The organism is Pseudomonas sp. 05T35, assembly GCF_056396605.1.
Map to the genome: position 1 here is coordinate 1 of NZ_JBFTLU010000114.1, position 11,521 is coordinate 11,521.

General features: G+C 60.5%; 11 protein-coding genes. 3 read left to right on the forward strand and 8 right to left on the reverse strand.

Translation table 11 applies throughout. From position 1 onward, the window contains the following. The first annotated feature begins 288 nt into the window (after positions 1-288). Entirely contained in the window at positions 289-648 is a 360-nt protein-coding gene (locus AC1DH9_RS11510) for a PilZ domain-containing protein (RefSeq protein WP_427536315.1), read from the forward strand. On the opposite strand, the gene AC1DH9_RS11515 is transcribed toward AC1DH9_RS11510, so the two are convergent. From AC1DH9_RS11515 to AC1DH9_RS11545, 7 genes are all read right to left on the reverse strand, one after another. Continuing rightward, positions 617-1,120, reverse strand: coding sequence for a DUF6124 family protein (locus AC1DH9_RS11515; protein WP_477808191.1), 504 nt, complete (start codon positions 1,118-1,120; stop codon positions 617-619). The two genes, AC1DH9_RS11510 and AC1DH9_RS11515, sit on opposite strands and share 32 nt — an antisense overlap. 341 nt (positions 1,121-1,461) lie before the next feature. After that, entirely contained in the window at positions 1,462-2,793 is a 1,332-nt protein-coding gene (locus AC1DH9_RS11520) for a DUF58 domain-containing protein (protein WP_477808192.1), read from the reverse strand. 210 nt (positions 2,794-3,003) lie between these two features. Next, the gene (locus AC1DH9_RS11525) at positions 3,004-4,005 is read right to left on the reverse strand and encodes an AAA family ATPase (protein ID WP_477808193.1); all 1,002 of its coding nucleotides are present in this window, start codon (positions 4,003-4,005) and stop codon (positions 3,004-3,006) included. Further along, complete coding sequence (locus AC1DH9_RS11530) at positions 4,002-5,159, reverse strand: DUF4350 domain-containing protein (protein ID WP_477808194.1); 1,158 nt, start codon at positions 5,157-5,159, stop codon at positions 4,002-4,004. Before AC1DH9_RS11530 ends, AC1DH9_RS11525 begins: the two co-directional genes overlap by 4 nt. After that, entirely contained in the window at positions 5,156-6,694 is a 1,539-nt protein-coding gene (locus tag AC1DH9_RS11535; protein ID WP_427536153.1) for a DUF4129 domain-containing protein, read from the reverse strand. Before AC1DH9_RS11535 ends, AC1DH9_RS11530 begins: the two co-directional genes overlap by 4 nt. Continuing rightward, complete coding sequence (locus tag AC1DH9_RS11540; protein ID WP_427536151.1) at positions 6,681-7,661, reverse strand: stage II sporulation protein M; 981 nt, start codon at positions 7,659-7,661, stop codon at positions 6,681-6,683. Before AC1DH9_RS11540 ends, AC1DH9_RS11535 begins: the two co-directional genes overlap by 14 nt. After that, positions 7,658-8,383: an RDD family protein gene (locus AC1DH9_RS11545; protein ID WP_477808195.1), complete on the reverse strand. Its 726-nt coding sequence runs from the start codon at positions 8,381-8,383 to the stop codon at positions 7,658-7,660. The genes AC1DH9_RS11540 and AC1DH9_RS11545 overlap by 4 nt, the downstream gene beginning before the upstream one ends. 174 nt (positions 8,384-8,557) lie before the next feature. On the opposite strand from AC1DH9_RS11545, the gene sbcB reads away from it, so the two are divergent. Further along, positions 8,558-9,985, forward strand: coding sequence for an exodeoxyribonuclease I (gene sbcB, locus AC1DH9_RS11550; protein ID WP_427536149.1), 1,428 nt, complete (start codon positions 8,558-8,560; stop codon positions 9,983-9,985). Positions 9,986-10,085: 100 nt separating this feature from the next. On the opposite strand, the gene mvaT is transcribed toward sbcB, so the two are convergent. Next, positions 10,086-10,460 (reverse strand): histone-like nucleoid-structuring protein MvaT, encoded by a 375-nt coding sequence (mvaT, locus tag AC1DH9_RS11555; protein WP_005790963.1) that lies wholly within the window; start codon positions 10,458-10,460, stop codon positions 10,086-10,088. Positions 10,461-10,800: 340 nt separating this feature from the next. Here mvaT and purU point away from each other — a divergent pair. Beyond that, positions 10,801-11,521 (forward strand): formyltetrahydrofolate deformylase (purU, locus tag AC1DH9_RS11560; RefSeq protein WP_477808196.1); only part of this gene is annotated, 721 nt, incomplete at its 3' end.

Sequence of the window (11,521 nt, forward strand, 5' to 3'; positions counted from 1 at the left end):
GGTTGGCGAGGACTGCGTCCGAACGCGGCCCGCCTCGAACGCAGCCTCGCAGGCTCGGCAGCTGCTACAGGGGGTAGAGCAGAAAAATGTGTCGATACCCGGACATTTAAAGGCTGGGCGTGTGCCCGCCTTGAGCTAATCTTCGATTAGCGTGTTTTAGAATGTTCAACCTAAACCATGTTGATACCTGTGACCGGCAACGGAATCGGGGAGAGCGCTCCTGTCTGGCAGGTACGTTCCGAAGTATGAGTACGACCCTGCTCAAGGGGCTTAATCGTGATAAACAGCCTGTTCACTGACCGCCGTATCGAGCGGCATCAACTGCCGTATTTTCTGAGAGTGTTCAACAGCATCACCGACAAGCCTGTCGGCTTTATCGGCAATGTCTCCGATGATGGCCTGATGCTGATTTGCCCATTACCGATGATGGTCGGCGCAGCGTTCGACCTGCGCCTGAAAATCCCGGCCAGCGAAGGTAGTGTGCAGGTCATCGACTTGCGTGCCCGTTGCCTGTGGTGTCGTGAAGACGTCACCCCCCACCATTACGACGCCGGTTTCGAGGTGCAACGCGCACCGCCTGAATACGGGCAACTGGTGAGTGCCTTGCACCAGTACTTCAGTTTTTACCCGGTGCCGGCTTCGGCCTGATCCTTCTTCGCACCTTCACTGCCAAAAACACAGGCCCGTAGCAGCTGCCGAGCCYGCGAGGCTGCGTTCGAGGCGGGCCGCGTTCGGACGCAGTCCTCGTAAATCCCGGCTGGATCGGGTACTCGTTATCCAGCGCCTTCTCCACCAGCAACAACCCGTGCTCGGTCAATTGATGGATCGCCAGCGCCAGGTTGCGGTGCTTGTCTTCCAGGTCGTCGGACAGGTCGAGGATCAATGTGCTCACCGAGCAGAACGTCTCGTAGGTGTAGGCCATCAAGGCTTCGTTGTTGATGTCGGGGAGCACGGCGAAGAATTTCAGCGAGCGCCGTTCATAGTCACGCGGGTTACCGGTGCCGGGTTTGAGGTAGTGGTCCAGCGCCTTGTGCGCGGCGGCGTGGAGCTTTTTCGAGTCGGGGGAATCGTAGGGGGAGACGTTGTCGTATTCGGGGGGATTCGGTGTGGCTTTGAACATGTTTATTACTCCGTGGTGGAGCTGCCACCGCCTCGCGACTAAACGAAGGGTGGCGGCTGAACGCAGGTTAGTCGACCGGACGGAGTACGAAAACCGGCGCGCCCGAGGGCGCCCTGCGCACAGCCACCATAACGTTCAGGGATAGGGAATACCTGAGCATTTGGTGTGCAGTACACCTTCGTACAACGTCCGAGCGACTAAACCCGATCGCTGATGGGCAGCGACACGAGAACAGTAGAAGCCAGGGCCAAGGTGCACAAGCCGGCGGATTCTGGCGGATCTGTAGGCTGCGGCGCAAGGATTTGTAGCCTCAGGCCGGTGATGTGATTGTGGTGAGTTTTTTAGAGCACTCCGGCTTTTTTCCAGCTCAAATACCGCGTCACCAACTCCGCGCCCAGTTCACTGGGCCGCACATCCAGCACTGGTACTCCATGGGCGCTCAACCGCTCATGGAGTTCGGCTCTGGCGTTTAAATAATCCACCGTGCCGCAATAGGCGAGCGCTTCGTCCAGGGTTTGCACCGGTGTTTGGCGCACCGTGTCGAGTACCTCTTCGCGCAAACTGGCGACCAGTACACGATGCTGTTTGCCCAGGCGTTTGACGGCGCTCAGTAGTTCTTCATCGTCTTCATCACGCAGGTTGGTGATCAGCACCACCAACGCCCGACGTTTCTGCCGGGCCAGCAATTGGCTGGCGGCGGCCTGGTAGTCGGCCGGGCGTTGGCTGCTGTCGAGGTCATAAACAGTGTTGAGCAGCACGTTGAGCTGGCCGGTGCCTTTGACCGGGGCGAGGTAGCGCGGGTGTTCGTTGGCAAAAGTACTCAGGCCGACGGCGTCACCCTGACGTAACGCCACGTAGCTGAGCAGCAGGCAGGCATTGAGCGCATGGTCGAAATGCGCCAGTTCACCGTCCTGGCTGCGCATGTGACGGCCGCAATCGAGCAGGAAGATGATCTGCTGGTCGCGCTCGTCCTGGTACTCCCGGGCAATCGGTGTGCGCTGGMGGGCGGTGGCTTTCCAGTCGATCTGGCGCAGGCTGTCGCCTTCGCGAAATTCGCGCAGTTGATGAAATTCCAGACCCAGCCCGCGCCGTTGCCGCTGGCGCACGCCGAGCTGGCTCAGCCAGTTGTCGACGGCCAGCAACTGCGCGCCGTACAGACGGGCGAAATCCGGGTAGACGCGGGTGCTGTCGGTGACGTTCAGGTAGCGCCGGGCGGACCATAAGCCGAAGGGGCTGGGCAGGTTGATTTCGCAGCGCTCGAAGCTGAAATGGCCGCGCCGCAGAGGACGCAGGCGATAGTTGGTCAGGCTGTGCTGGCCGGGTTGCAGTTCGACCGATTGCGGCAGGTGTTCGAAACTCAGGCCGTCGGGGACGTGGTCGAACAGTTGCACGTTCAGTGGCTGCGAATAGTCGTGCGCAATCTCCACATGGACTTCACTCCAGCGTCCGAGCGCGAGGCTGCCGGGCATCTGACGTTGCACGCGGGGCGACGGCAGACGCATGAGCCGTACGGCATCGAGCAGCGCCAGCATTAGAAGCGCCAGCAGCAAGCCCCAGTTGATCGACAACAGGCTCGGTGCAACGCTGAAACCCAGCGCCCTTAATGTGCCGAGCGCGATGCTCAGGCCCAGCAGGGCGACGAGCCAGATCAGCAAGAGGCGGGTGGGTTTCATGGCATGGGATTCTTCAAAGGGCGGCCCACCTGTTTGCAAGACCTACCCATTGTGGCGAGGGAGCTTGCTCCCGCTGGGCTGCGTAGCAGTCCTGAAACCGGCCAGCGCATTTTTTCAGGCATTGCGCATTAGCTTGATTGCGACCGCTTCGCGMTCGAGCGGGAGCAAGCTCCCTCGCCACAGGGGGCGGTGACAGCAAGATCGCGATACTCATATCCTTGGCGCCGGAACCTGATCGAGCAGTTGCCTGAGCACCTGATCGACCTCCAGCCCTTCGATGTCCAGCTCCGGGGCGATGCGCACGCGATGGCGCAACACGGCCAGCGCGCAGCCTTTGATGTCATCCGGAATCACGAATTCGCCACCGCGCAGCAGCGCCCGTGCCCGTGCGACCCGCACCAGGGCAATCGTCGCCCGTGGGCCGGCGCCGAGGGTCAGGCCGGGCCAGTTGCGGGTGGTGCGCGCCAGGCGTACGGCGTAGTCCAGCACCTGTTCATCCAGCGGCAGGTCACTGGCGATCCGTTGCAAGGCCAGTACATCCTTGGCTTGCAGGACGGTGCGCAGCGGTTGCACATCGAGCATGTCGGCGCGGGTCGAGCGGCTGACCTGACGGACCATGTTCAGCTCCTGAGCAGCATCGGGGTAGTCCATGCGCACCTTGAGCATGAATCGGTCGAGCTCCGCTTCGGGCAAGGGGTAAGTACCTTCCTGTTCGATGGGGTTTTGCGTCGCCAGCACCATGAACGGTTGCGCGATGGGCAGGGCGCGGYCTTCAAGGGTGACCTGGCGCTCCTGCATGGCTTCGAGCAGCGCGGCCTGGGTTTTCGCCGGTGCGCGGTTGATTTCGTCGGCYAGCAGCAGGTTGGTGAACAACGGGCCTTTGCGCAGTTTGAACTGCTCGGTTTGCAGGTCGTACACCGCATGCCCGGTGACGTCGCTGGGCATCAGGTCCGGGGTGAACTGAATGCGCGCATACTCGCCACCGAAGCAGCGGGCGAGGGCGCGTACCAGCAAGGTCTTGCCCAACCCTGGAACGCCTTCGAGCAGCACATGTCCGCCAGCAATCAGTGCGCTGAGCACATCGTCAATGACCACGTCCTGGCCGATGACGGCCTTTTGCAATTCAAGGCGCACGGCTTGCGCCAGTTGGCTGGCGCGCTGGCGCTGTTGGGCGGCATGGGTCTGGCCGGCAGGTTCGATGGAGTCATTCATAAGGCATTCCTGAGGGTTTGCAGGTGGGCGACCAGACGGCTGAACTCAGCGCGGGACAACTGCTGTTCGGGCCGCGGGCCAAGTGCCTGGCTGATGGCGCGGGTCGGTTGGCCGGTCAGGCGCGCGAGCACCTGCCATTGTTCGGCAACGCCGAGTTGTTCGAAGCCTGGGTGACGGTGTCGGGCGCGGCGCAGCACATCGTGTTGCAGCGCCAGCAGCAGGCTGTGCTGACCGTTGCGCCGCAGCATGAAGTCTGCACTGGCCCGCAAGTGTTCCTGTAGTTGTCGGCGGGCTTTGGAGGCTGGAGCCTGCATGGGGCCCTGACGTAACCCGGCATGCCAGATCCACAGGCCGATCAACGCGACGAGCGCCACCAATGCCTGCGGGAAATAACGCAGCAGCAAGGTCAGCAGGTTGTCGTGATCGATATTGAAGAGCAAGGTCACGCCGGTGTCCGAATACAGGTACCAGAGCAGCCAGGCATTGTCGTATTGGCCGATGTTCGGGTTCTTCCACAGTTCGGCGTCGGTGACCACGGTGATGGAACCGTGGCCATAACCGAGTTGCATCATGTGAGTGGCCAACGCGCTGTTGGCCCACGACTGCGCGAGGTTTTTCGGGTCTTCAAGATGGTACTGCGGATCGAAGCTGGCGTAGGCCGGAGCGTCTTCGTCTTCGAGATAGAGTTTGGTCAGGTTCGGGTACGGATCAGGCTCGGCATCAGGCGGCGGGGCCTTGAGGTCCTTGCTCATGGATTGATGCAGTTGCACCCGGTCGAGCAGCAGGTCGCCGCTCTTGCCGGTTTTTTCATTCCACAAGGCTTCGGCCACAAACAGCAAACGTCCACCGGCCCGGGTCCAGTTCAGCACCTGATCGGCCTGGCGCGGGGTCATGTTGGTGCGATCACCGAGCAGTAACAGGCTCTGCTGATGCGGTTCCAGATACGGCAGGATGTCGAGGCTGTTGGCGTGAGTCACGGTCAGCCCTTGTTGGCGCAAAAAGTGTTCGGCCGCCAGGTACGGGTTGGCTCGGGCTTCCGGGGAAGGACCGTGGTCGATGACTTCCTGATAGGGCGTGGCCTGCTGGTACAGATAAACAGCCAATGCAGCGAGCAGCCCGGCAATCAGCAGGCCAGGGATCAGGCGCMGATTCAACGCGAAGCTCCCGGGCCGAACAACGCCCGCCAGCCATCACACAGTTCCTGTTGCAGGTGCGCCGGTGGCAAGCGATGCCCATAGGCCATGTTCTGCCAGTGCACCGTCAATGTGCTGCTGAAGGTTTGCAGAGCCGGTTCCTGTAGCTGTTGGACCCGTTCCAGCACCTGGCCCTCGGTGTCGGCGGTTTTCAGCGGGAGGTTGAAGTCGTGCAGCAAACGGCTGAGCAAGGCCCGGTAGAGCAACCCGAGGGCTTCGCGGGGCTGGGTCGGCCAGAGGCTTTCGACACTGGCGGCGATATCGTCCGGCAGGGTTTCCCGGCCGAGATCAAGGCCGAACAGCTGGGTCGGCGCCGGGTGTGCGGGCGTTTGGTGCTGTTTTGGACGGCGGCTGACCAAGGTCCGCAACCCGCCGCGATAGCGCCAGATCAGCAGCGTAAGGGCGCCGATGACGCTCGCCCACAGCAGCACCTCGATGACCTGCGCCAGGCCGGCGAAGCGCTGGCTGTCGAACAGTGCGAAAAACGCTTTGAGCCAACCCGGTGTTTCCGTGTCGGCAGGTTGATCGGGCGTGTCTTTACCAAAACGATAGTGGGTAACGGTCTGCGGGTTCTTGAACGGTGGTGTGTCGAGTATGGCCTTGATGCGGTTACTGGCGGCCTGGCTGGTCAGCGGTTGCTGGAGCAGGCGCGGGCTGTCGGGTGCGTCGGCGGGTTCGGCGGCCCAGAGTGGCTGCGTGGTGGGCAACCACAGTAGTCCGAGCATCAGCAGGCAGGCGGCGACGCTGCTCAGGCGCTGGCGCAGACGGCGGAACACCAGTTCGATATCCCAGGCTTCGAGTCGGGTACGACGGTTCAGGTACAGGCTGAAACCGCAGGCGACGTAGATCGGTTCCCACAGGATCAGGATCAGCGCGTAGAGCGCATTGATCAGGTGGTCCAGCCAAAGCCAGTCTTGCTCTGCGGTGGCGATCAGCGTTTGCCAGTTCCAGTTCAGTTTGATTTGCGTGGGCAGCAAAAGATAGAACAGCACCATCAGGCCGATCCACAGGGCGGCTTCCAGATGTGCACCAATCAGCGTCAGCCAGCGTGCTGCGCCGCGATCGCGTTGTTGTAGCACGGCCAGGCGCTGCTGGCGTGCCAGACCGCTGAGCGCTTCAAGCTGCACGACCGGCATGATGAAACTGCGACTCAGGTCAAAGCGCCGCCATGTCAGGCTGGCCAGCAGCTGCGGTTTGAGCAGTCGCGGCCATTGGCGCAGCGCTTGCCTCAAGGTCGGGGTTTCGCCGAACAGGGCGCTCGAGAGGATGTACAGCGGCAACCGTTCGAACGCCGGTTTCAACCACCAGAACAGCAGCACGGCCGTTGAGGGCGAGTCCCACAGCAACAGGGTCAGCAGGGCAAACACCGGCAGCGTGACAATCGCCCAACTGGCCATCAGCAGACGGCGATGTTGCTGGCTCAGCAGAACGCCGAGGTCCATGGCTTCCCAGGAGGTACGAGGGCGAATGACCACGCTGGCGTCACTCAGGCGCATGGCGTGTACGTCCGGCAACGATCAGGTAAGTCGCCATCACTAACCAGAGGGCTGCGCCCACCAGGTATTTGACCAGCGGGGCAAGCCCGCTGCGGGATGACCAATAGGCCTCGATGAACGCAGCAAGCAGTAGAAACAGCATGACACCGCAGATCATCAAGACGCTTTTATGAGCCGCCAGGCGCAGGGCTTCACCGCGTGGCAAGCGGCCGGGGGCGATCAGCGCCCAGCCCAGTTGCAGGCCAGCCGCACCGGCCAGGGCGATGGCGCTGAGTTCGAAGGCACCATGGCCGACGACGAACGACCAGAAGTTTTCGCCATAGCCGATGTGCGTCAGGTGACCGGCAACCGCACCGATCATCAAACCGTTGAAGAACAGGAAAAACACGCTGCCCAGGCCAAACAGCAAACCGCTGGCATAGGTCTGAAAGGCGATGCCGATGTTGTGCATGATGTAGTAACCGAACATGACCCAGTCATCGCTGGCTGCGCGTTCACCCAGGCGCCCCAGGTGACCGGCTGCCGGGTCATACATGCCTTGTATCTCGGCAACCTGTTCGGCCGGGACCAGGCTGTAGATCAGCTCGGGGTGCAGGTACACCAGCAAACCGATGCCCACCAGCGAGCCGAAAAACAGCAGGCTTGAAGCCAGCACGAAAGGCCATTGCTCACGGACCAGTCGAGGGAAACCGGCGAGGACAAAGGCCAGCAGATGGGCGCCGACCCGGCCACGATGCCGGTAAAGCTGTTGGTGCCCGCGCAGTACCAACTGTTGCAAAGGGTCGATCAGGTAGCTGCTGTAGCCGCGTTCCTGTGCCAGCGCGAGGTGCTGGCACAACCGCCGGTAATCCTTGGGGAACGTGGTGCAATCCTCGACATTGGCTTTGCCGCGTTCGAGCGAATCGAGCCGTTGGGCAAATTGATCCCATTCGGTCCGATGGCGATTTTCGAAAAGGCTCTGCTTCATGCCGGCCCCAGTAAACCGCGCGCGATGCCATTGAGTTCGGCAACCGCGTGGGACGGTGAAACGTGGAGCGGCTCGGCGAGGATGCTGGCCAGTTCATTGACCCGTTCGCTGGAGAGTTCCGCCTGACGCTCGGCGAAACCCAGCACCGCGCGTTGCTCATTGAGGGTCAGCGCAAAGGGCGGGTGCAGTGCCGGCGCCTGCGGGATCTGTGGTCGGGTGACCACTTGTTCGCGGTAGATCACCAGTGTGCCGGCCGCAATATCGCCCAGCCGTTTGAAGGTCGGATGCTGCAGGCAACTGATGGCACCGAGGCTGTAGCCGAAGGGCAGCATGTCGACGAACCGCAGCAGGTTGCGGATCAGCGAGGCCGGCCAGCCAACGGGCGTTCCATCGTCATGCACGACGCGCAGCCCCATCAGCTGTTTACCCGGCGAGCGGCCCTGGTTGAGGACCTCGAACAGCACCATGTACCACCAACTGACCAGAAACAGCAGCACCGAGCCCAGCCCGATGCCGACGCTCCCCAGCAAGGCCAGGACAATAAACAGTAAGCCCAGCACCAGCCCGCGCACCCCAAGGTCAATGGCAAACGCCAGCACACKGGGCATCAACCCGGCCGGTCGCAGCGGCAGGTCGATGCCTTCCGGCGTTTCAACCTGATACCGCGTGTCCAGTGGCGGGGGCAGCGTTGCTATCCTTGGCAGTGCTGAAGTTTTGCGCATGATCAACCTGATGGTTGGGATTCAATACTGATTCGATGCTAGCAGCCTTCGCAGCGCTAACGACATAACTATGTATGACAAGGTATCGGCGAGAAATGCTTGAATAGCAAGATTGCTGGTCGGCGCCGCGCTTGAGCGCCTAGACTTCGCCCGTCTCAAGTTCAGGAACGCCCCGTGACCTCCATCTTCTGGTACGACTACGAAACCACTGGCATCTCACCGCGCTGCGACCGTCCGCTGCAAGTGGCCGGGATTCGCACTGACCTCGACCTCAACGAGATCGACGAACCGGTCAATCTCTACTGCCAGCCGAGTGACGACATCCTGCCTCACCCGGCGGCGTGCATGATTACCGGCATCACTCCCAGCCGCCTGGCCGAGCAAGGCCTGAGTGAGGCCGACTTCATGACCCGGGTTCATGCGCAGCTAGCAGCCCCCGGAACCTGTGGTGCCGGTTACAACACCTTGCGCTTCGATGATGAAATGACCCGTTACAGCCTGTACCGGAATTTCTTTGATCCGTATGCGCGGGAGTGGCAGGGCGGCAACAGTCGCTGGGATCTGATCGATGTGGTGCGCGCGGCGTACGCGTTGCGCCCGGACGGTATCATCTGGCCTGAAGAGGACGGTCGCGTCACGTTGAAACTCGAACGCCTGACTGCCGCCAATGGCATCGACCATGGCCAGGCTCACGATGCGTTGTCCGATGTGCGCGCGACGATTGCCCTGGCGCGGTTGATCCGCGACAAGCAGCCAAAACTCTACGACTGGCTGTTCAAGCTGCGCAGCAAGCAGAAGGTCATGGATCAGATCCGCCTGTTGCAACCGATGGTGCATATCTCGGGGCGTTTCTCGGCAGCTCGCAGCTATGTCGGGGTGGTCTTGCCGTTGGCCTGGCACCCGCGCAATCGCAACGCACTGATTGTCTGCGACCTGCATCTCGACCCGCAGGGGCTACTCGACCAGGACGCCGAGACCTCGCGTCAGCGTTTGTACACCCGCCACGAGGATCTGGCCGAAGGCGAATTACCGGTGCCGCTCAAACTGATTCACATCAACCGTTGCCCGGTGGTGGCACCGTTGTCGGTGTTGCGCGCCGAAGACCGGCAACGACTGCAACTGGACATGGCGCAGTATGAAGCGCGCGCACTGCGTCTAAGTGACGCACAAGAAGTATGGCGAGATAAAGTTCTGGCCATTTATGCCCACGAGGATTTCACGCCAAGCGAGGACCCTGAACAACAGTTATACGACGGCTTCATTGGCGATCGGGACCGGCGTTTATGCGAACAAGTCCGACATGCGGACCCGATGCAATTAGCGCAAGAGCAATGGCCGTTCGATGATGAACGTTTGCCGGAATTATTATTTCGTTATCGTGCGCGTAACTTTCCCGAGACCTTGAGTCACGAGAAGCACGAGCGCTGGAGATTATTCTGTCAGCAACGTTTGTCAGACGCCGGATGGGGCGCGCCGAATACCTTGCAGGGGTTTAATGAGGCAATGGCGCAATGCTCGCTTAGTGCTACAGCGATTCAGCAACAGGTACTGGACGAGTGGCGCGAGTATGTCGACTCATTACGCAAGCGTTTGGAGCTTTGAAACAAGCTGTACAAATACCTGAAGGCGGGGCATAAAAAAACGCCAGCGGACGCTGGCGTTTTTGGGTGCTCGCAAATGAACCTGCGAAGCGGGTTGCGGCTTAGCCCAGCAGGGTAGCCCAGCCTTCAACCACGTCACCGCCCCACTTGGCTTTCCACTCTTTCAGAGTCTTGTGGTTGCCACCTTTGGTTTCGATGACTTCGCCGTTGTGCGGGTTCTTGTATTGTTTAACCTTGCGAGCGCGCTTGGTGCCGGTAGTTTTTACAGCGCCGCGTGGCGCTTTAACTTTGGACTCTGGATCCAGCAGGGCGATGATGTCGCGCAGGGACTTGGAGTATTCGCCCATCAGGGTACGCAGTTTGCCTTCGAATTCCAGCTCGGTTTGCAGTTTGTCGTCTTGGGACAGGTTCTTCAAACGGGCTTGCAGCTCTTTGATAGCTTCTTCGGTGGCACGGTATTCGTTGATCAAGGACATGAGGACTACCTTATGTTGGGCGCTGGATGACAGGGTACAGTGGCGCAATAATAGTCAGGGTGTTTCATCAAGTAAACATTTAAGCCGGCTTTTATTTAATTTAATTAGAGTGCTCAGCGAAAAAAGCCTCATGCCGCTGTTAAAACTTGTCAGGGTTTCATCACAGATACTCACAAAAGCCCGCTTGCGTATTTCGCCAATAGAACATTGTTGAGCGTTCAGAGGCCGCCAATCGGTAGGGCGAGGCCGTGCATTACCGGGCTTGGTGTCAGGAATACTGCAGTTTTGCTGCGCAATCGCTAGAATAGCGGCCTTTGCGAAGTTCTGGAGTTTTCCCCCCATGCGCACTTTTCGGCTAGTGATTGCTTGCCCGGACCGCGTCGGTATCGTTGCTAAAGTCAGTAACTTTCTGGCGTCACACAATGGCTGGATCACTGAAGCGAGCCATCACTCGGACACGCTCAGTGGCTGGTTCTTCATGCGTCACGAAATTCGTGCCGATTCGCTGCCGTTCGGCCTTGAGGCGTTTCGTGAGGCCTTTGCACCGATCGCCGAAGAGTTCTCGATGGACTGGCGCATCACCGACACCGCGCAGAAAAAACGCGTGGTATTGATGGCCAGCCGCGAATCCCACTGCCTGGCTGACTTGCTGCACCGCTGGCACAGCGACGAGCTGGACTGCGAAATCTCCTGCGTGATTTCCAACCATGACGACCTGCGTAGCATGGTCGAGTGGCATGGCATTCCTTATTATCATGTGCCGGTGGACCCGCAGGACAAAGAGCCGGCATTTTCCGAAGTGTCGCGCCTGGTCAAACAGCACGACGCCGAAGTGGTGGTGCTGGCGCGTTACATGCAGATCCTGCCGCCGGAACTGTGCACCGAGTACGCCCACAAGGTGATCAACATTCACCACAGCTTCCTGCCATCGTTCGTCGGTGCCAAGCCGTACCACCAGGCGTCGATGCGTGGCGTGAAGCTGATTGGCGCGACCTGCCACTACGTGACCGAAGAGCTGGACGCCGGTCCGATCATCGAGCAGGACGTGGTGCGCGTGAGCC